Source organism: Streptomyces sp. NPDC043867 (genome assembly GCF_056435845.1).
This window is the reverse complement of record NZ_JBWKDS010000003.1, coordinates 201,305-225,578: the sequence shown is the minus strand read 5'-3', so window position 1 is coordinate 225,578 and position 24,274 is coordinate 201,305. Positions and strand designations below refer to the sequence as shown.

The window sequence follows — 24,274 nt, the reverse complement described above, 5'->3', positions numbered from 1 at the left end:
CGCGCTTACCGCGCTGATGATGCTGGTGGCCTTGGTAGGCGGCCTGTCCTCTGCCAGCACGGCCGCCAAGCGCACTGCCGCACAGGCCGCGGCCGGGCACGACCTCGCTCCCCTCTTCGGGATACCCGCCCGGCGGGTCTGTGTCATCCTGCTCGGCACGATGAAGACGGCTGTGCAGCCAGGCCCTTTGCCCACCGGCCACCCGGTCGTCGCGTTCGGCGCCACCGGAGACGAGACCTGGCTGTGGGATCCCCAACGCGCCCAGGGCACTGGCGAGTTCGCGGACAAGGCGCTGCGAGTGCGGACCGACCAGGTCGCCACCCGTCCAGCAGACCGGGAGGCCCTCAGCTGTCCCCCGGCTTAGCTCTCGCCAAAGGCAGCGGGGCTGGGGACAGATTCACCGGACCTGTTCAATGATCTTGGCAAGACGTTGAAGTGACAGTTCGTCATGCCCACGGGCGAGCATGTGTCCAAGGATGACATCTGCCTCCAGGACGTCGTCCTGCGCCCGTAGGACCCTCGCAGCCCCGTCGGCTCCGAATCCCCTCGTCCACCCGTTGTTGCCGTAGCTATGAATGGACTCGAGATCTGCTCGCTGTGCTCCGGTTCGGCTGTCGGCCGTCGCCTGTCCGCTGAGGAGGTCCAGAGCCTGCACTTCCATGGCCCAGCCGATCAACGGGTCAGATTGGCTTTCAACCACCGCCAGCGCGCCACCGTTGGCGTAGGAGATGGCACGGTACATGTCACTGTATCCAGGAGCGTAGGCCAGAACGGGTCTGCCTTGCCCAGCCACTCTGCTGCCACGCGCGGTGGCGGTGTCGTATGTACGGGCGAACTGCCCGATCGTGACCGGGCCTAGGCGCCACTGAGCCTGGGAGGTCGTCACCAGAACAGGTCTCTGCTCCAGATGCTCGGCCTGCTCCAGTACCCAAGCGATGGCTAGTTCCGCAGCCTCGTCCCATGGACGGCTGGGATCGTTGTACGGCACCCATACCGCCACGTACGTCGCATCGGTCATGGAGACGACTGTAGTTCCGTGCACCGACAGGAGACGACCAGCTGCTTCTGCCAGCAGAAGCAGTCACCCTTATGGAAGGCCGCCGCCCCCGCCAAAAGCAGAGGAACGGCTCAGCGGGACACTACTGGGTATCTGTCACACAGCACTCCGGTGCCGTTGGATGATCTCATCGGAGAGAAGGGCATTGCCCGCGAGGAGCACCAGCGCGCCTGGTGCTGGAGTCGCTGATGCGAGGCTAGGAGACGGTCCCTGTACGGGCAGGTGACCCGCCTCAAACCGTGTGTGGGATGCCGGGTTGCCCAAACCTGACCCATGGCGCCCTGTGCTGGCACTGCGAGCTGGAGCAGGGGAAAAGTTAGCACTTGTACCTCGCTCACGAGCACGCAACAGCCCTGGGAAGCTCCTGCCCCGTCAGTCGCTGGCGCGAGCAAAGAGGTGCAGGGGCTCCCACGTCCATAGCCGCCATTCCCCCGGCCATGGCTCCGGCTTGGGGTGAGCCTGCTCGTCTTCTCTGATCCACCGCATGGACACCGTGGCTGGCGGGCCGCTGACGGGGTCCAGTCGCGCTGTAACGGTGCATGCGGCAGGCATGTCGTGCCTGACGGCCAGGACGTGGAAGGTGGCGAGAGGATAGTCCTGGTAGGCCCGACGGACCGCACTGCGTGCTGCCTTGCCGTGCTTGGTATGCAGCTCCTGAGTGAGGAGGTCGCTCAGGGATCCGTAGTTGCCGTCCCTCCACCAGGTCAGCAGGCTCTCGGTGCGCTCACGGACGGGGTGGCTGGCGAAGTCGTCGGTTCCCGGCAGGTGTTCACGCGTCGTCCACTGCTTTTCGATGCTTTTGATCTTCCCCTGTTCCGCGAAGAAGGCGGCCGCGTCTTTGAACTGTCCGGCCAGTGCCGACCAGGAGAAGGGTCCAGCGGCGCTGTGCTGCTGCTCTTTCTCTCGCGCGGAAGCCCAGTCGGCGACGGCGAACAGTCGATTCCATGCCTTGGTCGCCACGATGATGTTGTCGTATTCGAGGATGCTGCCGTGCACGATGCCGTTGCGATAGAGCTCGTACACGGGCGCCTCCTGGGTGGCGCTGCGGCCTTTGGTGAAGGTCTTGTGGGCGTGGGCGAGGCCGCGGTGGTGGCCGACGACGCTGTCCCAGGCGTGAAGGTCCTTCGCTTCTCGGGCGTGCAGGCCCCGGCGTACGGATTCGACTTCGTTGACGAAGCCGTCCATGACGCTCAGCAGGACATGGATGCAGGCGTAGTAGCGGCCAGCGAAGTAGTCCTCCTGCGCCTTGTCGATCAAAGGAAGTCGACGGCGCATGGCGGGGAGCTTCCTGAGGAGGCGGATCATGAACGACAGCCGGTCGCGATCGTGGTAGTGCTCGATAAGCATGACCTCGGCACGGTCCGCGTCCTGAGGGGCATCGGTGAGAATTGCCTCCACCACTGTCAGCGACAGATGGTCGTGGAGGATCCAGTTCTTCTCGCTGAGCAGGTCGTAGAAGGCATCGACCTGATGCTGGAGTTTGAGCATCTGCTGCTTGACAGCCTTGGCCTTAGCCCTCGCTGAGGGGAAGAATCGCAAGACCGCCAGCGCCTGTTCCGCTTCACGGAACGAAGGAAGATCACGAGCCGATTGGTAGGACACAAAAGGATCGTATGGAAGGGCGCTGACATTCCCCCACACGTTTACCGTGTGAAACGCCCACGCACGCGGGCCCCAGCGCGGGTTCTCTCCCCTCCCTTGCCAGCCCGTGCCCGCCCGTCTCTCCCCCTCTCCGGACGGGGCCGCAAGGGGAGGGGGCCGGGTGCAGGTGCTGGGCGGCTCCGTCCGCGGCGGCCGCAACCTGGGCGTGGCAACGCTACGGGCGCTGGTCTGGGTGGCGCCGCGGGACAGGCGCGGTCCCGCAGACGCAGGCTGTTGGGATGGGTCAGAGGGTGGGCGCCAGCCGGACCTGCGGTGCCTTGACGATGGTGATCGTTCAGGGGGCGGTCCTGGTCCTCTCGCGGCGTGCGGACGGCCTGGACATGCAGCTCGAGTTGAGGACTGCCGCGGCGGGCCGGGCGTCTACTCCATCTCGTCCGTCTTGCGCCAGTCGCTGTCCTCACTGGGCAGCCGGCAGTCCAGTACGTGCGCTGCGGCCAGCAGTGTGCCGTCATCGGTTAGTTGGCGTATCTGCTCGTGTTGGTCGCGGCGGACATCGTCGATGGCGTGGTTGGTCGCGGGGCAGCTGCGTTTCTTGGTGTTCCAGCGGGTGCAGTTGAAGTAGCCGACGAGGAGCAGGCCGGCGGTGTCGGGTTCGCTGAGGTAGGCGCGCAGCTGGGTGCGGGCGGTGGTGGGCAGTTCGGGGTTCCAGCATCCTTTGGCCTCGATGATGACTCTGAGGGTGTGCTGGCCGGTGTCGGCGGGCGCGGGGGCTTCGATCTGTATGTCGGTGCGCAGGCCCGGCAGGCCGTCGCGTCGTACCTGGACTTCCCGGTTGACGACGACGCGGTGGCCGCCGATGTCGCGGCGGAGGAAGGAGGCGACGGTGTCGCTGAGGTCGTCTTCCCAGCAGGGCCAGCACTGGGTGGTGGAGTTGAAGCGGTGCTGGTCGCGGTTCCAGAGGGTGACGGCGGTTCCGTTGTAGCCCTGCAGGTCTTCTTCCAGGGCGGCCAGGGATTCACGGACCAGGTCGAGGAGTTGGCGGGCGTCGCGGACGAGGCGTGTCTGGTGGTCGGTGGCGAGCCGGATCAGCTGTTCAGGCTCAAGGGGCTGCGCGCTGTGGTCTGCTGCCGTGCGGGCTGTGCTGCGGGCGAGCATGCGCAGTTGCCATACCTGCGGATATGCCAGAGCGAGCCGTTGCAGGGCGGCTGCGGCTGTGTGCGTTTCGCGGGAGGCGAGGATCCGCGGCAGGTGATCCAGCAGGTCGACGAGGCGGTCTTCGTCCAGGATGAGGCCGTTGTACAGGGGCCGCTGCAGGCGTCCGACGCCGACATCGTCCAGGAGGAGGGTGTAGAGATCAGCTAGTTCGTCTTCGCCGAGGTGGTTGAAGGGCCATCTGTCGGGTCCTGCGGACAGGTCGGTGAGTAGGTCGCGGTATTCCGCCAGGACGGTGGGGTCGCTCAGGCCGTGATGTAGGGCAGGCCAGTGAGCGCGAACGATGTCGTGGCGGAGCAGGGTGCGGGCGGCGAGCAGCCACTGTTGCCGTTGCGGCGCGCCGGGCTCGCGTCTGCTCGGGTCATTGCCGAGAGCGTGTACGAGGTGGCTGAGGGCGTCGGTGTCCCCGGCTGCGGCGAGTTCGTCGAGAACGTTCCACCACTGCTCGGGGCTGCGGTCGCTGTCCAGTGCCCAGGTGTGAAGGAGGGGCCGGAGTGCTAGGGAGGGGTCTTTTCCTAGAGTTCTGGTCAGGTCGCGCAGGGTCTGGTCGGTGGTGTGGTCGAGGGCGTCCAGCAGCAGCGGGTGCAGGTGGTCTCCGGCGCGCGGAATGCAAAGTCGGATCCAGGTGCGCTGTATCTCGCGTTCGTGAGCGTTGTAGGTGGTGTCGCGGGCCAGGGCGACGACCCAGCCGGCCCAGTGTGCGGGGCTGGCATTAAGCACGGCCGGGTTGTCGATAAGGGCGAAGGCGGCGAGTTCTGTAGACCGCGGACGAGCTGTGGAGTCCGTGCGGAAGTTGGCTGCGGTCAATGGCAGCGACTCAGTCAGGAGGTGTAGGGCTGCCTGGCCAAGACGCCGGGCCTGTTGGGTGCCGGCTGCTGGCCGTGAGGGGGCCTGGTCGGCGAGGGTGAGCATGCCGGTCATGCGCTGCGGTTGTGAGCCGTCAGGTGTGCGCAGCAGGCAGACCAGGGCACGGTTCCATGCGGTCAGGACGTCCGGGCCGCGGGCGGCAAGCGCCTCGTCCACAGCCATGCTCAACGCGGCTGGATCGAAGCGCCGTTGCTTGTGTTGCGTTGTGGCGCGTGCTTCGCGTTCTTGCTTGTTGTATTGGTAGGTGTCCCAGAACGCGGTGGCGGCAGCGAGCGTGTGGTTGGCACGGCGCAACGCATCGGCACGGGCCTTTGTCTCGCGGTCTTCCGGAGGCGCGAAACGGACCGCCTGCCGGGCGCGGATCGCGTTTATGGCGGTGAGTTGGCCCCAGTGTTCCATCCAGTGCAATAGGTCGGCGTAGGGCAGGATGAAGTCGCCGGGGAGGGCGGCCAGCAGGGTGTAGAAGGGTTCGTCGTCGCCGTGCTGCAGGAGGTAGCGGGCGAGGAGATGCCGGGTGCGGGAGCAGTCGTCCAGTGCCCGGGCCAGATCCTCAAGGGAGCCCTGCAGGGCTGAGCTGTGCAGGAGGTCCTCGTGTGCGGCCAGGCTGAGGAGCCCCTCACCGATGAGGGGCACCAGGTTGAGGGCAGGGGTGATCTCGTCCAGGGTGACCGCGCGAGCTATCACCGCCAGGGCCAGGCCAGGACTGGCTCCCTGGGCCTCTCCTGCCTGCAGGACCTGCCCGGCCCATGCGGCTGCTTCGGCGATGGTGCTGGCGTCGAGCTGTGCCGGAGCCTCGCGACGCAGGAAGAACCCTGCTCCCACGTAGGTTGGGTCCGGGTCGCGGACGCGGTCGAGGTACTCGGTCACGGTCAGCTGGCCGGGAAAGAGGTGGCGCAGTGCCGCCGCGATCACCTCGGGTGACGCGTCCTGGGCCAGGCCCGCGATCCGGGTGAGCGCGTCCGGGGTGGGCTCGGCGACACCGGCCAGGGCCGCGGTGCGCACGCCGGTGTTGTGGCGGGTGTTTTCGGCTACCGTCAGCAAGTCGTCGGCCAGTTCCGGGTGGGGGCAGGCCCGGGCGATGCTGACGGCCGCGTACAGCAGATGTGCCGCTCCGGCTTCCTGCAGGCGGGGCCGCAGCTGGCTGGCCAGGCCGGGGTGGTTGAGGCGGTACAGCAGGCTGTGGTCGAGGTCTGCCGTGTCATCGCGTTCCAGCAGGCCGAGCAGGGCGTCAACAGTGCGCTTGCGCTCGGTGTCGGGCAGGCTGGGCAGGTCGGTCAGGAGCAGCAGGAGGGGATCGTCGCGCAGGAGGTCGGCAAAGAGCGTGGCATCGCTGGTGGCGCGCCAGGCAGCAACTTCCTGGTGTGCGGGAATGATGTGGCGGGCCTCGCCGTCTCCGATCCACAGCAGCTGGCGCTGCGGTTGCGGCTGCAGGTTGCGCATGCGCAGGAAGTGGGCGGCAAGGAATTCGCGGTAGCTGTCGTGGGCGAACACCCAACGCAGGTCACCGGTCGGGACCAGCAGGCTCGACTCGGTCACCTGGCGTAGGTTCCATAGGGTGCACGGGACGCTGCCGCCCAGGTGTCCGGGCTCGTCGGAGCCATCGAGTCGCGACAGTCGAAGGTCCTCCAGAGTGGCGGAGTCGTTGGTGAAGAGGTCCTCAGTTACCGCTGTGTACGGCCCGAACTGCAGGGAGGCGGCCAGCCGGGCCGCGACCGCCAGCAGATGTTCGGGGGATGTCTGAGTCTGTAGCTGGTGTGGGTCGGTGGGACGGCGGTGCTCGGTGCACAGGCGCAGGCAGGCTTCGAGGTAGGCGTCGTGGACCGTGGCCGGCAGACGGGCGTGGGCGGCATAGCTGTCGAGGAGCTGCAGCAGGGTGACCGGGTGGGTGGCCAGTGCGACCAGACCCTGCTGCTGGATCGACTCGAGCAGGGCATCGGTATCCGCCACGCCGACCGTCTGGGCCGCGGCGGCCACATCGTCTCGGCTGAGTGGGGCCAATCCCATGATCTTTATATGGTCGCCTTGCCAGCGTGTGCGCAAGGCTTCCTCGAACCGGGCTGGCCAGCGTGCGCTGCGGCAGGTGATGCGCAGGTGCAGCCTCTCGCGATCCGGCTCGGGCACCTCTTCGAGCGCCTCTTCCAGGAGCTGGTCCAGCTGGGGAAGGTCGTTGAGGCCTTCGTCCAGGCCGTCGAGGAGAACGTGCCACTCCCCCGGCTCTGTAGGAGGTGTCAGGGCTGCCTGCAGGCGCGTCTGCGCCAGCCGGATCGTGGTGCACCGTTTCAACTCCAGCCAGGTGGCATCCACACCGTCGTCCAGCAGGGCATCGTGTTCCTGGCGCAGAGCGTACGTCTTGCCCATACCCCGTTCGCCACGCAGCACTATGACCGCAGTGCCCCGCTCCTGGGCCAGCAGCACACCGGCCTCGGCGTTGCGTGGCGGCCATCCGTAACGGCCCTGGGCGGGCGGCTCGTCCAGCACGAACACCCGCCGCTGCCAGGGAAACTGGTGCTGTGTCAACGTGCTCTCCCTGGCGCGCGGGGCCAACTGTTGAGGCCACCCTAAAACCGACAGCGCCAGCAAGACGGTTGGATGGCCAGCCGCCCCCCTTCTGGAACGCCACCCCCGCCCTGCTTCCGGGCGACAACAGGCGCTCCCCTGCGGGCGCACTCGGACGAACGCTGGCTTGCTTCTCGCCTCCGCCCGCCCTCGTGGAGTGACGTCCCACCCCTCGCATCAAGATCAACTTCTTCGCATCCTCAGAGACCCCAGTCCCAAGAAATTATTCGTGAAGTTGAGACATTCTCGATAAAGATGCGGCGTCCCAGGTCAAAGGCTTGCCATCGATGATCACGAGAGCCCTTGTATCTCATTGAGACAGGTCAGTCAGGAATACGGCTCAACCTCAGCTTCTGTGAGTGCAGTTGAGATAGTGCAGGTCACAGCGATGGGCATGTCTCAACTGTGCGAATAACCGACACCCTCCCGAGGCTCAACTCCCTCTACAAAATACCAGAACCGACACAGACGTACGCCCAAAGTCACACACTGGAGAAGTCGATTTCACTGAGGGGCGGCTCTGTTCACGAGAACAGGCTCTGGCTCAACTTCTGTGACGCGACCCGTGAGTGGTGAACATGAGGGGGACGGCGTCCGCGTAGTCGTAGTAGCCATCGCGGTCCTTGTCCCCGTAGGTGCCGTGCCACTGGTAGGTGCCCGACCAGATCTCCCTCGTCTGCTGCAGCACCGCATTCATGCGGTGCTGCAAAGCTTCGGGTCCGATGCGGGTACCGGGGTTGAAGACCACCGCGACCGGCGGGTGCGCCCGTCAGCTACGCCCACCCTCTCAAAGACGGCCGCGCCGGCCTCGCCTACCGGGACCTGGAAGCGACCTGCGAGCACCTCGGCCCGGACGGCGAACGTTGGCGCCGCCTCATGCAGCCGTTGCTCGAACATTCTCAAGAGCTGGTCGACTTCATCCTTTCCGGACAACGAAGCCTTCCCTGCAGCCTCTCGGTCCCGGCGCTGCTGGCTTCCCGCATGCTGGTGCACGGCACCGCGTTGGCGCCCCGCCACTTCAGCACCGAAGAGGCCCGCTCCCTCCTCACCGGGGTGGCGGCCCACGCGGTGGGCAGGCTGCCGTCCCTGGCCTCGGGCGCGGTCGCCGTGCTTCTCGGACACCTCGCGCACGCCGGTGGCTGGCCGGTGCCCGAGAGCGGTAGCGCCCGCATCGCCGACGCGCTCGCCGCCGACATCGTCGCCTGCGGCGGAACCTTCCACACCAGCCATCACGTGACCGGTCTCGAGGAGCTCCCCCGTGCCAGGACGGTGCTGCTCGACGTGAGCCCCAAGGCGTTCGCCCGGATCGCCGCCGATCGGCTGCCCGTCCGTTACCGGCGAGGCCTCGCCCGGTTCCGGTACGGGCCCGCGGCGGCGAAGGTCGACTTTCTCGTCTCGGAGCCGATCCCCTGGGCCAATCCCGCCGTGGGACAGGCCGCCACCGTCCACCTGGGCGGGACCCAGGCAGAGATGTACCGGGCCGAGACAGCGGCGGCGGCCGGCATCCGGCCCGAGGGGCCGTTCGTCCTGCTGGTCGACCCGGCCGCGGCCGACCCCGGCCGCGCCAGAGCCGGACGACGTCCCGTATGGGCCTATGCCCACGTCCCCAACGGTGACGCCGTCGACCCGGCCGCGACGGTCACTGCGTGCATCGAGCGTTATGCGCCGGGATTCACCGACACGGTCATCCGCCGGCGGGGGATCAGCGGCGCACAGTACGAGGAGTACAACCCGAATTACGTGGGGGGAGACATCGGCGGGGGTGCCATGACCCTCTGGCAGTCCCTCATGCGTCCCGTGCCCCGCTTCGATCCGTACCGCACCCCGCTGCACGGTGTGTACCTGTGCTCGGCGTCAACGCCGCCCGGACCGAGCGTCCACGGCATGTCGGGACACCTTGCCGCGCTGTCCGCCCTTCGCCGCGAGTTCGGCGTACGTACTGCTCCGGACATCGGACCGCGGTGAGCCGTCCGCACGCGACCCGCCCGCGCAGAGCGCTGCTCACCCCGCGCTCTCCGCCACCTCGTCCGCGGACTTGTCGGGGAAGACCAGCCGCACCCCGCCGCCGATCACCAGGAAGCAGGACAGCAGGAGGGCGAAGTGCATGAACTTCGCGGCACCCTCCCAGTCGGACGAAGGCCCCAGGACCAACCAGAAGGCGAGAGCCATCCCCGCCAACACCACCGCCACGCCGAGCAACCGACGCACTCCATGATCCCTTCTCAAAATGACCTTCAGGCAACCGTCCTACTCTACGCACCGGTAACTACGGCTCGGCGCACGGCAGATAAGCAGCTGGCCGAATCGCGCCGCCCGCAGGCGCGGCGCCACCCTCATGAAGGCCGCGCGGGGCGGGGGGAGCCCCCGCCCTGTCACGACCATCGTCGCCACCGGGCGCCGCTGCAGCGAGGTCGTCGGACTGCGCCTGGACTGCGTCGGCCGCTACCGCGGTCTGGCCATGCTGTTGCACGACCAGACCAAGGTCGGCAACTACAACGAGGGCATCCGCATCCCCGAGCCCGTCTACCAGTGCCTCGATGCCCGCCGAACCAGGACACTCCACCGCTTCGAAAAGCGCTACGGCCGCACCCCAACAGCCGCTGAACGCCCCGGCCTGCCCCGTTCCCCTCTCGCATCCGCAACCCCAACGGCCGGCAGCCGATCTCCTACGGACACTTCAACCAGCGCTTGGCAGCATCAGTGAACGCCCTGAGGCGTCCTCAACTCACCTCCGTAGTCCACGAAGAGGAGCATTCCCCTTGCGACTGCATCGCGTAGCGCCCGGCATTGCCGCAGGCATCCTCGCCCCGGCCCTCCTGCTCGCCACCCCGTCCTTCGCCGCCACGGCGGCACCGACCGCGGTGACGGTGTCCGCGGTGTCCTCGTCCGCGGTGTCCTCGTCCGCGGACGAGCCGGACGCCGACGACCTGAGGGTGGCCATAGTCCGGATCCTCGCCGACCAGGACAGCGGCCGGCGTGTGACACGAGAAGCCAACGCCCTCCTGGACGCCAACGACCCCGAGGCGATGCGCGCCTGGCTGGAGACCGGCTACCGCATCGCCCAGGCCGAGGACGACCGCGTCGCCATCGCGCGCATCCTCGCCGACCCGTCCATCAGCCCGGCCCTGCGCGCGGCAGCCAACGCCGCCCTCGACGACAACACACCCGAAGCACTGCGCCACTTCCTGGAAGTCGGCAGGTACCAGGTCGCCTGACCGGCACGGCGCCGCACCACAGCGCGTCGCCCGGGTGGCACCCCCTGCCGCACGCCCGGTCACCGGAACGCCGAGAATCCGGGCGGGGCCGCCTGCACCTCTGTGTGCCGGCGGCCTCGCCCGGCAGGCCCTGCGCCGGCTCGGCGCCCTCCGCAGAGCTCTGTGGTCTCGCCGCCCGGTGCGGCACGGGCCACTGACACCTCCGACAGCAGAAAGCACATTCTTCGATGACCACACAACTCCTACGCACCGAGCGCAGTGGTCCGCAGGCCGCTTCCGTCGTGACCGACCTGCCGTTCAAGCCTCAGCTCGTCAAAGTGGTGTTCAGGGACGTGACCCCGTTGCACGTCTCCCGGCCGGCCGCGTGGGCCGCCGCCGAGCGCTTCGTGCAGTTCGGATCCGGTGACTACGGTCCCGGCGAAGAACGACCCTGGTGGGGGTTGTGGTGGGGGACGGCTGCTGGTGTGACGGGTACGCGTGGCGCCGGGCAGGCCGGTGCCGTACCGGACGGGAAGCGAGCGGCTCCGTGATGATCGGCGTCGATGTGGGCAGTGGGGACCGGACGGCGCTGGGTGTGCTGGCGCAGTACCGGATGGCCACCACCGAGCAGATGCACCGGGTGATCTCCCCCGAAGTGCGTATCGAGCAGAGCCGGCGGCGGCTGACCAGACTGCGTGCTGAGGGGCTGGTGGACCGCATCACGCTGCCGCAGGCCGGACGAACGCGGGTGTGGTTTCCCACCGCGTACGGCGTGCAGCCCGCTGCCGAGTGGCCCGAGATGCGCGGACACCGCCTCTCCAGGACCGTGTCCGATCCGACCGCCGTGCGATTGAAGGTGGGCCACACGCTGACGGTGACCGAGACCGCACTTGTCTTCCTCGAGGACGCCCGTCGCCGCGGCGATCTGTGCCAGCCGCTGGACTGGATCCCCGAGGTCCACCACCCGATCGGCAACGGCGAAGCCGTCATCCCCGACGCCCTCCTGTACTACCGGCGCGGGCCCGCCGAAGGTGACAGCGGATCAATGCTGCGGGCCTTCGTGGAGGTCGACCGGGCCACGATGGGACCCGAACGCCTCGCCGCCAAGCTGGCCGCGTACGAGCGCCTCCACCGCTATGTGCCCATAGCCCCCGGGCGCCGGGCGACCTTCCAGGAACCGGTGGTGGAGTAATGGCGGCGGCGCTACCCGCTCTTCCCACGCGTCCTGTTCGTCCTGGACGGTACCGGAAGCGCCGGCGTCGAGAACCGGATTCGCGCCCTGCACGCGGCGGCCGGGCTCCTGGCGCCGTCCCGCTTCCCCCACGACGTCCCCATCCTTGCGGCGCAGCTGGCCGACCTGCTCGAGCACGGGCCTGGCGAACCCGTGTGGCGCCCTGTCCACGACCCCGACCAGCGAGTCCCCTGGACCGTGCCCGGCCATCGGCAGCCATGACACACAGCCGCCGCAGCAGGGCCTCGGTCTGTGCCGCTGACCAGCCATGGACGGGGCCACGGTGCGAGTGGCCGTCCCGCGGTCCGCTCCACGGTCGGGGGCGGTGCCGCGCAGTGCTTGGGTCAGCGGTCCACGGCGGGCAGGTGGGCCAAGCCGGTGTCGCTCATGACGCGATCGATGGTCTCGCTCAGGGCACTGTCGGCGCCGATGACGGTCTCGATGCCACCGGGCAGCAGATCACGCGCCCGGTACAAGTCCCTCAGCTGCATCTCGCTGACGTCGGCGGCGATCGGCTTGGTGGCGTGCCGGGCGAGGGTCTCCTCGAAGGGCACATCCAGGTAGTAGCAGTGGGTCGGCCCGCGGTGTTCGGCGCGTAGCTGGGCGAGCATGTCGCCGTAGCGGTCGGCGTAGAGGAGGCCTTCCACGACGACGTGGAATCCTGCGTTGAGGGCGTAGCGGGCGGTCAGGTCGATCAGGCCGATGTTCGCCGCTCCCGGGCGGTCCCGTTCTCGGAGCACGATGCGACGGAGGTTGTCCTGGCCGACCAGGGCCAGGCCGCGACCGAACCGCTCGCGCAAGCCGGCCGCGACGGACGACTTTCCCGAGGCGCTGTTGCCGCGCAGCACAACGAGCCGGCTCTCTTCGGTGCCTACTCTCACAGCGGTCACGTTATCGACGGCCAGGGACAGCGCCGGGAGCGTGTCCCAAGTGCGCGGACCGCGGCCCCGGGCCTCGCGGCTGATCTCGCCACGCTCCTCCAGCTGCCGTAACTGGTAGGCCACCGACGACGTGCTCGACAAGCCGACGCTGCGGGCGGTCTCCCGCACCGTCGGCGCCTCGCCGCGCTCCACAATCGAGCTGCGGATACACGACAGGATCGCCTCCTGCCGGGCGCTCAGATACTCCAACTTGCGCCTCACGCCACACCTCGCTCCTGCCGGCCGACCGGCAGCTGCTCCCGTAGGGCTGCCCACCCGGCCGACGCACTGCCCGGACGCTGCGACCAGTACGGGTGGTACAGCACACGCGCACCTAGAACCAGCAGGTCCCGTCGCAGCCGCGTGCGGGACAACACGTGATCAATACAGCTAGAGCCCTGTAGGTGCGGGTGTAGGCCAGGTGCAGGTCGACCAGATCGGGCGGGAAAGAGTCGAGTCGGCCGGCGTTCTGCAGCTCCCTCAGGTCGGCCATGTAGATGCGGAGCACTCCACCGTTGTCCGACACCGCCAACGGCGCGTCTAGCCTCATCAACGTGAGCTGGCGGTCGCCCTCCAGGGCGACCGAGGATCGCAACTTACACGGCCCGTGAATCTCGATCACCGGGTACGTGCCTGGCGGTCGCCCTTCGGGCGACCCGACCGAGGATCGCAACGGCATACTGCGGGCCGTGACGTTCTGGCGTGAACTGCTGGCGGTCGCCCAGCGTCATTTCCTTCTCGCTCGGGCGTATCGGGCTTCCTCGGACTCGCGTCGAGCAAGGAACACGATGACGGCATCGGCTGGAGCGATCACCGTATGGGAGGGCAGCCCAGGAGCCCGGGCCCAAAATCTCGTGCTGTCCTTGTCCTCATCAACCTGGGCGCCGACCTCGACGAGCTAGGGCCTGTCGTTTGGATCATGCCGGCGTCGCGGGGTCTGGCACGCACATCTGCGGCGTTGTCGTCGGTCGCCGACGCTCCGCGTCGACTCCCTCCTCCGCCTTGCAGCTGCACGCGCCAGACCCCGCTCGGGTCGGTCAGGACGAACCGTCGGTCACAGCCAGCCTGATCCAAACGACAGGCCCTAGCCGCGCGCACCCCGCGCACCGGGATGCGCGCACCGGTCGGGCAGCCCGGCCAGCCCTCTCCCCTCCTCTGCTCAACCGCGCCATGTACGGCGCCTTTGTTAGGCCTCTTTACGAGGTGTGCGGCCGGCGCTTTAGTGCTCGAAGACCGCCGTCGCCACGGGCACTGCGAGCAGCAGGCTGAGTCCGATCAGGGGGAGGCGGTCCAGCCACAGGACGGCGGCGAATTCGCGCAGTGTCGCGGCCAGCCAGTAGGCGGGGGAGGTCGGCGCGCCCACGACGTGCAGGGGCACGCCGACGCGGCGGGCCAGCAGGGTCGTGCGGTAGACGTGGAAGCCGCTGGTGACCACCGTGGCACGGTGGCCGGGAGTGGTGCCGTCCACGAGGGCCGCGCTGAAGCGGAGGTTCTGCCCGGTGTTGACGGAGCGGTCTTCCCGTGCGATCCGGTCGGCGGGCACTCCGCGTCCGCGCAGATAGTCGGCCATCGCGTCGGCCTCTGAGCGGACCTCGTCGTCGCCTTGGCCGCCCGAGACGACGAACACCACACGAGGCGTGTCCGGTGCGCGGGCGGCGTCGATCGCGAGGGCGCGCTCCAGCCTGCGGGTCAGCAGCGGGCCGGGCCGGCCGCCGTCGAGCCCGGCGCCCAGGACGACGACATGGGTGGTTCCCGGCAGGGGGGTGCTGCGGCCCCGGAGGAACACGTAGCCGGCGAAGACGAGGAAGAGCAGAGTGAGGTATCCGGCGGCCGCGTTGACCGCGACCACGAAGGCACCGAACGCCTCGCCGCCGACCGCGTGGAAGACCGCGTCGAGGCCGAGCACCGCCAGCACCGCGCAGCCGGCGCCCCCCGTTGCCAGCAGGGCTGCCTGCGGTCCGTAACGCCGGATCAGGAGGACGCCGTCGGCCAGCAGCAGCAGGCCCAGCGCGAGCGCCAGGAGCAGGGCGGCGACGGCGAGGACGGTGGCGATGGCCGGGTGGGCTGCCGCACTGCGAGCGGCCACGCCGAGTCCGGCAGAGGTCACCGCCAGGCAGAACAGGACGGCGGTGGAGAACCGGTGCGGTGCCAGCAGAGCGTTGACGACGCCACCCGCGGCGAACACGACCGCGGCGAGGTACTCCGGGTACTCCGGCATGTGCCGCACCGCTTCGCTCTCCTGCCCGCCGGGCCGCTGCCCGTACCCGCTCGTTCTCGCGCCGCCCGCGGGTTCCCGGACCCGTGCACTACGGGGACCCGCTACGGACGGCCGCCGGCCATCCTCCCAGACCCGCCGTAGTGCTCCGAACCCGGGCGGGCGGTGGTGCGTTCGACGGGACCGGCATGTCGTGCCGGTGGTGGTGCTGCCCGGCCGGACGTGGACAGCGCGGTTTGTGAGCGCCGGTGATCAGCAGGGCACCGCGGGCGGTTGTGTGGCCGCCGGCGGCGCGCGGTTGTCCCGGGAAGCCTCGTTCACGGGCACTGCGTCCGCCGGCACCGACGACGCGGCTCAGATGCCGCAGGTAGGGGCGGACCAGTACGGGGAAGGGTCGAGTGCGACATGGGTGTGGTCGTTGTGATCGGGGTAGCCCGGACCGAGGATCTCCGAGAAGCCGTGCGTGCGGGCCTGCTGGGCGAGGCGGCAGAGGGTGGGGGAGCCGGTCAGATCGGCGGCGTCGCCGTACAGGTGGCGGCTGGTGGACGAGCCACCGACGGCGCTGTTGCAGGCGTAGGAGCGGAAGCCACTGGAGACGGTGAGCGGGACGTCCCCGAGCGCGTGACGCATCGCCTCCAGTTTCCACATGGTCTTCAGCGCGTTCGCCTTGGCGGTGGCCGCTGGGACGGCGCCGCCCGACCAGTCGGAGTTGCAGCGGTTGAGTTCGGCGTAAGCGAAGTGGATCGGCGTGCAGTCCGCGTCCTGCAGCGCGTAGAGCTTGCTGAAGGTCGCCGGCCCCGCGACTCCGTCGGCGGCGAGGCCGTACGCGGACTGGAACGTGCGCACGGCGGCGGCCGTGCGGGCGCCGTACTGGCCGTCGTAGGAGAGGCGCTCCCCGGACGTCACCCAGCCCGCGACCCGGATCTGCAACTGGGTGACGTCGCTGCCGGAGGCGCCCTGGGAAAGGGATCGACTCCAGGTGTAGCACTCGTCGGCGTGTGCGGTGCCCGCGGCGGCGCCCACGCCGACCATCACGCCTGACGCGAACATGACAATCACGGTGAGGAGGCGTGCGAACCGTCTGAACATCCAGACCTCCGGGTCGTCGGTGCGGCCACCGCTCTCGGGACGGCCGTCGACCCCAGCCTGAGCCCAAGTACTACGCGCGTCAACGGTGCGGCTCCTGTCAGGCGGCGCGCTTCACGTGGCGGACCATCCACAGCAGCAGGGCGTCCAGGCCGGTGGCGGCCGAGAGGACCCGGTCGACCGCCTCGGGGGTGTGCAGCCACTCGTCGCAGCCGAGAGGACGGGCGGCGATCAGGAACGGTGGCGCAGCAGGTTGGCACGGCAGTGGTTCGTCGGGGAGCCGCGTGGGGGGCGTTTCATCACGTCCCCGGAGATGTCGTAGCCCTTCTTTTGCAAGTCCTCGACGCTGGCGGGACCACCGACCGGGCCAGTCTGCCCATTTCCGTCGGAATCTCGGGCGCCAACCTGCACGACAGCCAAGCCCCGATCCCCTGGTCATCGCGACGTCGGCGCGAACGGCGGTCTCACCGGCTACGGCGGGGGCCTGGAGCGCAAGCAGCGACTGCCGGCCTTCGAGAGCGGACGGAGTGCGGCAGCCCTGTTCTAGAGCCCCTTAGTGTTCATGTCACTGAACAACAACCACATGCACGACCGTTGACGCGGCCATGGCAAGCGCTTACCTTCCAGAACACAAGCGCTTTGGTCATCTGCGCGTGCCGCCCAGTCGTCTGCCATGTTCACGTCGTCGAACCAGCCGTATGGTCGCACCGGGCCCGCCGCAGAGAAAAGGGGTCAGCGAACCCCCCGTCGGACGAGCCGCAACCACCTGGAGAGAGAACGATGCAACGGAGACCCGTCATCGCGTGCGTCGGCCTGCTGGCCGGCACACTCGTCGCGTTGTCCGGCAACACGGCGCAGGCAGCGTCCACCCGCTACGAGGCCGAGAGTTCCCCGGCCGTCTGCACCGGCACCATCGACTCCGACTGGGCCGGCTACTCCGGCAGCGGATTCTGCAACGCCACCAACGCGGTAGGCGCCTATGCCCAGTTCACCGTGAGCGCCTCCACCGCCGGGACGGCGACACTGAGCATCCGCTTCGCCAACGGGAGCACCGCAGCCCGCCCCGCGACCCTCACGGTGAACGGCGCCTCGGCCACTTCCGTGTCCTTCGAGAGCACGGGCGCCTGGGGCACCTGGTCTACGAAGACGCTGTCGGTACCGGTCAGTTCGGGCGGCAACACCGTCCGGCTCAGCCCCACCGCCGCCGCCGGGCTGCCCAATATCGACCATCTCGACGCGGAGGTGGGCGGCACCACCACCCCGCCGCCCTCGGCGACCGCTCTCTACGTGGCGCCGAACGGCACCGACGGCGCGGCCGGCACCCAGGCGGCGCCCACCACGCTCACCTCCGCGATCAGCCGCATCACCTCCGGCGGCACCATCTACCTGCGCGGCGGGACGTACAACCACGCGCAGACGGTCACCATCCCGGCGGGCAACAACGGCACCGCCGCCGACCGCACCGAACTCCTCGCCTACCCCGGTGAGACGCCGGTCCTGAACTTCTCGGCCCAGGCCGAGGACCCCGCCAACCGCGGCCTCGCCGTCAACGGGTCGTACTGGCACGTCAAGGGAATCGTCGTCGAGCGCGCCGGGGACAACGGGATCTTCGTCGGCGGCAGCAACAACATCTTCGAGCGCACGGTGACGCGCTTCAACCGCGACACCGGCCTCCAGCTCTCACGGATGCTGTCCAGCACCCCCAGCAGCCAGTGGCCGTCGAACAACCTCATCCTGAGCGCGGAGTCGCACGACAACGCCGACTCCGACGGTGAGGACGCCGACGGCTTCGCCGCCAAGCTCACCACCGGTCCCGGGAACGTCTTCCGGTACGCCGTCTCCCACAACAACATTGACGACGGCTGGGACCTCTACACCAAGACGGACACCGGCCCGATCGGCCCGGTGACCATCGAGGACTCGCTCGCCTACGACAACGGCACCCTCAGCGACGGCTCCCAGGCCGGGAACGGTGACCGAAACGGTTACAAGCTCGGCGGCGAGGACATCGGCGTCGACCACATCGTCCGGCGCAGCATCGCCTACCACAACGGCAAGCACGGCTTCACCTACAACAGCAACCCCGGCTCCATGAAGGTGTCGGACAACATCAGCATCGACAACGCCCAGCGCAACTTCAACTTCGACGCCGGCACCTCGGTGTTCACCAACAACACCTCCTGCCGCAGCGGCAGTGGCACCAACGACCGGATCATCGGCACCGCCGACGGCACCAACCAGTTCTGGTCCGGCACGAACGGCTCCCGCTGCTCGTCGTACGCCGGAGCCCTGCACTGGTCGTACGCCTCGGACGGCCGCCTGGTCGTCACCTTCGGCGGCTAAGCCGCACCTTCAGCGGCGGCCAGGCCGCGAGAACGGCCTTCCTCGAGGCCCCCACGCCCCGACGGCCCACACCGGCCGCCGGGGCGTCACCGCCTCGTCCAGGCCGCCGGTGAACCGCGCCCGCGCTTCTCTGAGCCGAGCGGTCCTCAGGAAGCGCTCGCGAAGTCACTGACCGTGACTGTGTGTGACATTGCCCCCTCCGTCCGGGAGTGCCGGTCGCGGGCTTTTTCAGGGTGTCCTTGGGGAGGCCGACGGCCATCAGCAGGAGGATGGTCAGGAGCATGGCGGCGCCGAGCCAGGCCAGGGCGGCGGAGGCGCGCAGGCCGTAGCCGGACAGCGCCCAGTACGCGGTCAGCAGGCTCCGTTCGCTGCGGGGGATGTCGCCGGCGTGGCGGCGCATCTCCATCTCCCCGTAGTAGAAGTCGGCGGCCCCGGGTTCGTGCTTGCCGTCCTCGAAGGCTTTGCGCAGCGCCCGGTACACCGGCGCCAGCTGCAGCGGCCCGGTCCGTCCTGCACCGAGCACTGCCGGGTTCCAGCCCCGTACGGCGCCCGGTCGGCCAGCACGCCAGTGGTGTTCTTCGGCGAGGACACGGCGCTCGGTGAACCGAACGGGCGGCCAGCGCCGCCAACGCACAGAAGACGGGGCCGTGTCGAAGGTGCAGGCGCCTTCCAGGCGCAGTTGGTCCAGGTGGACGGTGCCGGCGAACAGGCAGTTCGACAGGTCGGCGTCGGCCAGGACCAGGTGGGCCGCATCCACTCCGCGCAGCGACGCCGGCCGCACCGACGGATCCGGCAACGCCGCGAGAGCGGCTTCGTCCAGCTGGCCGCCGTCGGTGAGGATGAACGGATCGGGCTCTGCGGCGATCGTGAGGGGATACTCGAACACCGCATGCGCGAAATCGACCGTGGCGCCCGGCGTCGCCCTCGAACGTCGCCAACCCGAACCTGGCGCTGTCCTCGAACGTCGTTGTCTCGAACCAGGCGACGGCCTTGAACGTCACCGCCCCGAAGACGGCGTCGCCCTCGAAGGACGCCGACCCGAATTGGGCGGACCCCAGGCGGGGGTGTCCGGTAGTGGGGTCACGGACGGCATTGAGTAGGGCGTCTGGCAGGGGTTTGGTGAAGGAGGTCCCGCGGTGGTCGATGTCAGTACCGGGGGTGAGGCCGGCGAGGTAGGCGCCGCGGGTCTGGGGCACCACGACCCGCGGCCGCAGCCATGTCGTCCGGTATAGGCCGACGCCTCACCGAACCGCTGGCGTATCGCTCAGCGGGGCCTGAGTCCGTCGACGACGACGTCCAGCATGCGGTTCAGCTGGGGGCGCTGCTCGGGATCGCCGGCCACGGAGAGCAGACCGGCGAGGATGCCACCCACGTCGGCCGGGTCGATGTCGCTGCGCAGTTCTCCTGCTGTGGCGCCGGCCTTGAGCACCATCGCCAGGACCTGCTGGACCTCGTCGCAGACCGGTCCGGTGCCGAAGCGGCCGGAAGCACTCATGGCGACCAGAGCCTCGCAGATGCCGCGTCGTTCACCGGCCCAGTCGGCGAATCTGAGCATCCACGCGTGGAGGGCCTGGGCCGGCGGCTCGGTGGCCAGCAGCGTGCGCGCATCTTCGCGCAAGGGGCGGATCTGGTCCCGGTAGACCTCTTCGACCAGATCCTCACGGGTGGGGAAGTGCCGGTACAGGGTGGCGTTCCCCACTCCCGCGCGTTTGGCGATCGCGTCCAGCGAGATCCCGCGTCCGGACGCGAAGGCTTCGGCGGCCGTGGCGATGAGCTGCTCGCGGTTGCGCTGCGCGTCGGCGCGCAGGGTGCTGCGTGGAGGTGTCATGACCCTCGCGATCGTGAGTGTCGGATGAGGCTCGGGAACGATTCGGGGATGTCCCCGGTTCAGTGTACGGTGAGACAAGCGGGGAGTTCCCCGATTGTGAAGTGTTCTCGCCTCACTGCTTCAGCGACGAAGGGTTTTGCCATGCCTACAGCTCTCATCACCGGGGGAACGACCGGGATCGGAAGGGCGACGGCCGAGCTGCTGCACGCCCGCGGCTACCAGGTCGCGGTCACCGGACAGAATCCCTGATTCCCTCGCACGGGCACGGTCCGAGCTCCCCGACGACGTGCTCTTCGTCTGATCCGGTGCGCGCGTGCTCTCCGACACCGACGCTCTGATGTCAGCGGTGTCGGCGCGGTTCGGGTCACTGGACCTGCTCTTCCTCAACGCCGGGATATTCCGTCCGGCACTGGCAGCCGATGTGACGGAGGAATCGCTCGACAAGCACGCCGACCTCAACTTCAAGGGCCAGTACTTCACCCTCCCAAACTGGCTCCGCGCAGAATTCGCGTCAACGCCGTGAGCCCCGGGGCCACCGACATCCCACTGTTCGACAAGCTGGGAGTTCCCCAGAGCGGCCGGGACGCCATGCGCGCGAAGATCCCCTTCGAGCGCTTCGGATCCAGCCGCGAGGTCGCGGAAGCAGTCGCCTTCCTCGCCTCGGACGCCGCCGGCTGCATCACCGGCCAGGACGTCACCGTGGCCGGCGGCTACGGGCTCGGCGCCTGATGAGCATCCACGGGCCCACGACCGCCCGCACGCAACACACCCCAGGAACCACACCTCACAGGAGAACACGATGGCGCTCACGCTCGACACCTACCGGCAGCTGGGACGTTCCGGCCTGCGGGTCTCACCACTCGCGCTCGGCGCGGCCACCTTCGGCAACGACTGGGGCTGGGGCGCGGAGCAGGACGAGGCGCGGAAACTGTTCGACCTCTACGTCGAGCGGGGTGGGAACTTCATCGACACCGCGGTCACCTATACCAACGGCACCTCCGAGCGCATGCTCGGCGAGTTCGCCCGTGACCGGCGCGACAGCCTGGTCCTGGCGACCAAGTACACGACGCTGCGTCGGCCCGATGACCCCAACTCCGGCGGCGCCAGCCGGAAGAGCCTGTTCGGCGCGGTCGAGACCAGCCTGCGACAGCTGAATACCGACTACATCGACCTGCTCTACCTGCACGTATGGGACTCCACCACGCCCGTGGAGGAGATTCTGCGCGGCCTGGACGACCTGGTGGTCCAGGGCAAGATCCTCTACGTCGCCATCTCCAACACCCCGGCCTGGCAGATCTCACGCATGCAGACGATCGCCGACCTGCGCGGCTGGTCGCCACTCACGGCACTGCAGCTGGAGTACAACTTGGTGGAACGTACCGGGGAGCGTGACCTTCTGCCGATGGCCCAGGAGCTGGGACTGGGAACCGTGCTGTGGTCCCCCTTGGCGGGTGGGGTCCTCACCGGCAAGTACAGCCGCCAGGACTTGACCGCACCGGCGTCCGACCGGAGTGAGAGCGCCCGCAAGAGCTTCAACCTGGCCCTGGGCGGAGTGACCGAGCGCAACCTCGCCATCGTGGACGTCGTCAAGGAGGTCGCGGCGGAACTGGGCCGGACCCCTGCACAGGTCGGACTGGCCTGGACCTTGCACAACCCAGGGGTGACCGCGCCCATCATCGGGGCGCGAACTGTCGGACAGCTGCAGGAGAACCTGGGAACCCTCGAGGTCGACCTCACCCCGTCCCAGAAGGCGCGCCTGGACGAGGTCAGCGCGATCGATCCCGGCTTCCCCCACGCCATGCTCGCCAGTGACCACATCCGAGTACAGACCCGCGGCGACCTGAAGATCCAGGCCCGCCATTGACGGACGCGCACGGGGGCGGCATCTCGCCGCCCCCGTGCGCGCGTCGACAATCCGCCCGGCCACGCCGCCCCAGTCACGCGGGGGCCGTCGCGCTCTCACGCTCGGGGGTGCGCGGGCGGGGCAACGTCGCAACGCCGCCGCGAGTCTACGACCCCAAAAGCGGGCGACCGCCCAAACACAGCGGCGAGTTCGCCTTCGGCCAGCTCCGGCCGACTCCGGTCCTGCCACGACGTGCGCGGGCTTCTCGCAGTCGGGGCAGCGCACCAGGACAGACGGGCCGGCGCATCTGCTCGTACTTCGGCCCGGCCCCCGCCTCCCTGCGGCGACGGCCGCCCCGCCGGTCGTGACGCCCGGACTCGCACCGCCCCTCCCAGCGCGACGCGAGCTCGGCCACGAGGTCACCCAGGCGCTCCGCCGACAGGCCACAGAAGGCAGAATGGGACATAGCCGCGCGGGCCTGACCAAGGTTCACACCTCGACAACCTGATGGCCCGCCGGTACGTCACGGCCTGCGGGAAGGCGCGGTCAGGCCGGCTGCCACAGTTCGACTCGGTTGCCCTCGGGATCGGTGACCCAGCCGAATCGGCCGACACCCTCCATGTCCTGCGTTTCCTCGGCCACGTCTGCTCCCTTGGCGCGCAATTGCGCGAGCATCGCATCCAGATCGCCGACCCGGAAGTTGAGCATGGTCTGCTGGGCGCGGGACCCGAAGTAGTCGGTCCCGGACTCGAACGTCGCGAACACCGTCGGCCCGGCCCCCTGACGCCATAGGCCGTTCTCATCGGCGTCCAGGCCCAGACAGTCGCGGTACCACGCGTTCAGGGCCGCCGGGTCGGCAGCCCGCACGAAGTAGCCACCGATTCCAAGTACACGTTCCATACCGCCATCCTGCCAGGACGGCGATCGGGAGGCTCTGGCACCACACAATCACCTGCTTCACCCCCGTCTCAATCGCGGGGCACCCCGTAACTCTTTGTTCGCCTCCTCAGCGGCGGATCTGACGATCGAGCGCATCCGTGCCCTCGCCGCGCAGCCGGATCAGGTCGAAAGCCTTGCGCTGGAGTTCAATCACGGAGATCGCCCGCATCGCGGACATCGACACCGCCCTGGTCGGCCAACCGCACGAGCTCCACCTCGTCGCGGACCGGCAGGTCAAGGATCTCCTCGCCGGCTGCCAGGTCGCCCACCTGCCCGGACTCGCGATGCGGCGGATCGCCGACCTCTACCCGACGCCCTCGACGAACAGACCGTCGTCGTTCCCGGCACCGGCACCGGCACCCTGGACGTGATCGTGCCGCGCTGGCCAAGTCGCCAGCCGCCGTCCACGAACAACGCCGGGCTCTGGAGGCCCGGATCGAGGCACTGCTGGAGGCCCACCCTCTTTCCCAGGTCCTGACCTCGATGCCCGGCATCGGCGTCAGGACCGCCGCAGTCCTCCTGACCACCGTCGGCGACGGCAGCTCCTTCCCCGCCGCCGCCCACCTCGCTTCCCACGCGGGCTCGCACCTACGACCAGGCGGTCGGGATCCTCGATCCACGGCGAATACGCCCCCGGAGGCGGGATCCGACAGCTCGAACGCGCGATGTTCCTCTCCGCGTTCGCAGCCCTGTACGATCCCGCCTCCCGCACCTGCTACGACCGCTGCCGGGCCCGCGGCAAGACCCGCACACAGGCCCTCCTCCGCCTCGCCCGCCAGCGCATCAGCGTCCTGTTCGCCATGCTCCGCGACAAAACCTGCTACGAACCCGCCTCCCCGAAGCGGCCAGCGCCCGACCAGCTCGGGCTTGACGAAAGACACAGGGGCACTCCCCGAGACAGGGCTCCCGCTGTCAGCCCGCGAAGTCGCGGATGACCTACTGGGCCACCCGCTTCCTGGCGTCGGCGAGTTCCGCGGCGATCGCGGCCCACGCGTCGTCGTCGAGGGAGAGCAGCGCGGGCCGCGGTTCTCCCTCGCTGACCCACTGACGACGCGCGTGCGTGTGCGGGTGCGTCGAGTCCACGCTGTGGCCGCGCAGTGCGCTGACCCGGCGCAGCCGCTCGTACTCCCGCTCCGGTACCGACCCGACATGGGTGGCGAGTCGTTCCCACAGGCCCTCCCACGCGTCCCGTCGTGACCGCCCGCCGATGCCGGTCTGGGCCAGCACCGATTCTCTGCGCAGCTCGATGTCAACGGAGTCGGCGACGAGCGGTGTCCGTCGTGTCGCCCGTGGTGGAACGCCTTGATGGAGCTTTGTAGGTGAAGGACTTGGGAGCATCAGCACTGCGCAGCAGGTGGAAGATCTCGGCCTGGCTCGTGCC

At 68.9% G+C, this 24,274-nt stretch carries 24 protein-coding genes and 3 pseudogenes; 13 read left to right on the top strand and 14 right to left on the bottom strand.

Annotation, left to right across the window (positions count from 1 at the left end):
• The first annotated feature begins 25 nt into the window (after nt 1-25).
• Nucleotides 26-364 (top strand): hypothetical protein, encoded by a 339-nt coding sequence (locus AC069T_RS04620; protein ID WP_478781310.1) that lies wholly within the window; start codon nt 26-28, stop codon nt 362-364.
• A 33-nt stretch (nt 365-397) separates the two neighbouring features.
• Here the strand turns inward: AC069T_RS04620 and AC069T_RS04615 are convergent, their stop codons facing one another.
• The 4 genes from AC069T_RS04615 to AC069T_RS04600 form a co-directional block, all read right to left on the bottom strand.
• Nucleotides 398-1,018, bottom strand: a complete 621-nt coding sequence (locus tag AC069T_RS04615) for a hypothetical protein (RefSeq protein ID WP_478781309.1) — start codon at nt 1,016-1,018, stop codon at nt 398-400.
• Nucleotides 1,019-1,429: 411 nt separating this feature from the next.
• A complete protein-coding gene (locus AC069T_RS04610; protein WP_478781308.1) occupies nt 1,430-2,659 on the bottom strand; it encodes a hypothetical protein in 1,230 nt (409 codons plus the stop codon).
• Nucleotides 2,660-3,079: 420 nt separating this feature from the next.
• A complete protein-coding gene (locus AC069T_RS04605; protein WP_478781307.1) occupies nt 3,080-7,255 on the bottom strand; it encodes a hypothetical protein in 4,176 nt (1,391 codons plus the stop codon).
• Between the two features lie 583 nt (nt 7,256-7,838).
• A complete protein-coding gene (locus AC069T_RS04600) occupies nt 7,839-7,991 on the bottom strand; it encodes a hypothetical protein (RefSeq protein ID WP_478781306.1) in 153 nt (50 codons plus the stop codon).
• A gap of 284 nt (nt 7,992-8,275) precedes the next feature.
• On the opposite strand from AC069T_RS04600, the gene AC069T_RS04595 reads away from it, so the two are divergent.
• A complete protein-coding gene (locus AC069T_RS04595; protein ID WP_478781305.1) occupies nt 8,276-9,259 on the top strand; it encodes a phytoene desaturase family protein in 984 nt (327 codons plus the stop codon).
• Nucleotides 9,260-9,295: 36 nt separating this feature from the next.
• Here the strand turns inward: AC069T_RS04595 and AC069T_RS04590 are convergent, their stop codons facing one another.
• Nucleotides 9,296-9,502 (bottom strand): hypothetical protein, encoded by a 207-nt coding sequence (locus tag AC069T_RS04590; protein ID WP_389507828.1) that lies wholly within the window; start codon nt 9,500-9,502, stop codon nt 9,296-9,298.
• A 551-nt stretch (nt 9,503-10,053) separates the two neighbouring features.
• On the opposite strand from AC069T_RS04590, the gene AC069T_RS04585 reads away from it, so the two are divergent.
• The 3 genes from AC069T_RS04585 (at nt 10,054) to AC069T_RS04575 (ending at nt 11,680) form a co-directional block, all read left to right on the top strand.
• The gene (locus AC069T_RS04585; protein ID WP_478781304.1) at nt 10,054-10,509 is read left to right on the top strand and encodes an ALF repeat-containing protein; all 456 of its coding nucleotides are present in this window, start codon (nt 10,054-10,056) and stop codon (nt 10,507-10,509) included.
• A 227-nt stretch (nt 10,510-10,736) separates the two neighbouring features.
• Nucleotides 10,737-11,039: a hypothetical protein gene (locus AC069T_RS04580; RefSeq protein WP_478781404.1), complete on the top strand. Its 303-nt coding sequence runs from the start codon at nt 10,737-10,739 to the stop codon at nt 11,037-11,039.
• Complete coding sequence (locus AC069T_RS04575; protein ID WP_478781303.1) at nt 11,039-11,680, top strand: replication-relaxation family protein; 642 nt, start codon at nt 11,039-11,041, stop codon at nt 11,678-11,680. The genes AC069T_RS04580 and AC069T_RS04575 overlap by 1 nt, the downstream gene beginning before the upstream one ends.
• Before the next feature lie 383 nt (nt 11,681-12,063).
• Here the strand turns inward: AC069T_RS04575 and AC069T_RS04570 are convergent, their stop codons facing one another.
• The 5 genes and pseudogenes from AC069T_RS04570 to AC069T_RS04550 all read right to left on the bottom strand — a co-directional run bounded on the left by AC069T_RS04570 (nt 12,064) and on the right by AC069T_RS04550 (nt 15,943).
• Nucleotides 12,064-12,609 (bottom strand): AAA family ATPase, encoded by a 546-nt coding sequence (locus tag AC069T_RS04570; protein WP_478781393.1) that lies wholly within the window; start codon nt 12,607-12,609, stop codon nt 12,064-12,066.
• Between the two features lie 75 nt (nt 12,610-12,684).
• Nucleotides 12,685-12,861 (bottom strand): annotated as a pseudogene (locus AC069T_RS04565) (LexA family protein); the annotation flags it as partial.
• Nucleotides 12,862-12,973: 112 nt separating this feature from the next.
• On the bottom strand, nt 12,974-13,261 hold the full coding sequence (locus AC069T_RS04560; protein WP_478781302.1) for a hypothetical protein: 288 nt from the start codon (nt 13,259-13,261) through the stop codon (nt 12,974-12,976).
• Between the two features lie 597 nt (nt 13,262-13,858).
• Nucleotides 13,859-14,857, bottom strand: coding sequence for a YdcF family protein (locus AC069T_RS04555; protein WP_478781392.1), 999 nt, complete (start codon nt 14,855-14,857; stop codon nt 13,859-13,861).
• A 351-nt stretch (nt 14,858-15,208) separates the two neighbouring features.
• Complete coding sequence (locus AC069T_RS04550) at nt 15,209-15,943, bottom strand: D-Ala-D-Ala carboxypeptidase family metallohydrolase (protein WP_478781301.1); 735 nt, start codon at nt 15,941-15,943, stop codon at nt 15,209-15,211.
• A 427-nt stretch (nt 15,944-16,370) separates the two neighbouring features.
• Here AC069T_RS04550 and AC069T_RS04545 point away from each other — a divergent pair.
• Both AC069T_RS04545 and AC069T_RS04540 read left to right on the top strand, forming a co-directional pair.
• Nucleotides 16,371-16,487 (top strand): annotated as a pseudogene (locus tag AC069T_RS04545) (methylated-DNA--[protein]-cysteine S-methyltransferase); the annotation flags it as partial.
• Nucleotides 16,488-16,720: 233 nt separating this feature from the next.
• On the top strand, nt 16,721-18,283 hold the full coding sequence (locus AC069T_RS04540; protein ID WP_478781300.1) for a silent information regulator protein Sir2: 1,563 nt from the start codon (nt 16,721-16,723) through the stop codon (nt 18,281-18,283).
• Here the strand turns inward: AC069T_RS04540 and AC069T_RS04535 are convergent.
• Nucleotides 18,267-19,169, bottom strand: a complete 903-nt coding sequence (locus AC069T_RS04535) for a hypothetical protein (protein WP_478781299.1) — start codon at nt 19,167-19,169, stop codon at nt 18,267-18,269. The genes AC069T_RS04540 and AC069T_RS04535 overlap by 17 nt on opposite strands.
• Before the next feature lie 378 nt (nt 19,170-19,547).
• Complete coding sequence (locus tag AC069T_RS04530) at nt 19,548-20,111, bottom strand: TetR/AcrR family transcriptional regulator (RefSeq protein WP_478781298.1); 564 nt, start codon at nt 20,109-20,111, stop codon at nt 19,548-19,550.
• A gap of 141 nt (nt 20,112-20,252) precedes the next feature.
• On the opposite strand from AC069T_RS04530, the gene AC069T_RS04525 reads away from it, so the two are divergent.
• The 4 genes from AC069T_RS04525 (at nt 20,253) to AC069T_RS04510 (ending at nt 21,975) form a co-directional block, all read left to right on the top strand.
• Nucleotides 20,253-20,360 (top strand): SDR family NAD(P)-dependent oxidoreductase, encoded by a 108-nt coding sequence (locus AC069T_RS04525; protein WP_478781297.1) that lies wholly within the window; start codon nt 20,253-20,255, stop codon nt 20,358-20,360.
• Between the two features lie 64 nt (nt 20,361-20,424).
• Entirely contained in the window at nt 20,425-20,634 is a 210-nt protein-coding gene (locus tag AC069T_RS04520) for an SDR family NAD(P)-dependent oxidoreductase (RefSeq protein WP_478781296.1), read from the top strand.
• Complete coding sequence (locus tag AC069T_RS04515) at nt 20,631-20,840, top strand: SDR family oxidoreductase (protein ID WP_478781295.1); 210 nt, start codon at nt 20,631-20,633, stop codon at nt 20,838-20,840. Before AC069T_RS04520 ends, AC069T_RS04515 begins: the two co-directional genes overlap by 4 nt.
• 70 nt (nt 20,841-20,910) lie before the next feature.
• Nucleotides 20,911-21,975, top strand: coding sequence for an aldo/keto reductase (locus AC069T_RS04510; RefSeq protein WP_478781294.1), 1,065 nt, complete (start codon nt 20,911-20,913; stop codon nt 21,973-21,975).
• A 525-nt stretch (nt 21,976-22,500) separates the two neighbouring features.
• Here the strand turns inward: AC069T_RS04510 and AC069T_RS04505 are convergent.
• Complete coding sequence (locus tag AC069T_RS04505) at nt 22,501-22,854, bottom strand: VOC family protein (RefSeq protein ID WP_478781293.1); 354 nt, start codon at nt 22,852-22,854, stop codon at nt 22,501-22,503.
• 173 nt (nt 22,855-23,027) lie between these two features.
• Here AC069T_RS04505 and AC069T_RS04500 point away from each other — a divergent pair, with 173 nt between their 5' ends.
• Together AC069T_RS04500 and AC069T_RS04495 are read left to right on the top strand one after the other, a co-directional pair.
• Nucleotides 23,028-23,264 carry a hypothetical protein gene (locus AC069T_RS04500; RefSeq protein WP_478781403.1) on the top strand — a complete coding sequence of 79 codons (237 nt, stop codon included), beginning with the start codon at nt 23,028-23,030 and terminating at the stop codon, nt 23,262-23,264.
• A pseudogene (locus tag AC069T_RS04495) lies at nt 23,207-23,735 on the top strand (transposase); the annotation flags it as partial. The gene AC069T_RS04500 and the pseudogene AC069T_RS04495, both read left to right, overlap by 58 nt.
• Nucleotides 23,736-23,829: 94 nt before the next feature.
• Here AC069T_RS04495 and AC069T_RS04490 read toward each other — a convergent pair.
• Nucleotides 23,830-24,120 carry a hypothetical protein gene (locus AC069T_RS04490; RefSeq protein WP_478781292.1) on the bottom strand — a complete coding sequence of 97 codons (291 nt, stop codon included), beginning with the start codon at nt 24,118-24,120 and terminating at the stop codon, nt 23,830-23,832.
• Nucleotides 24,121-24,274 lie beyond the last annotated feature (154 nt).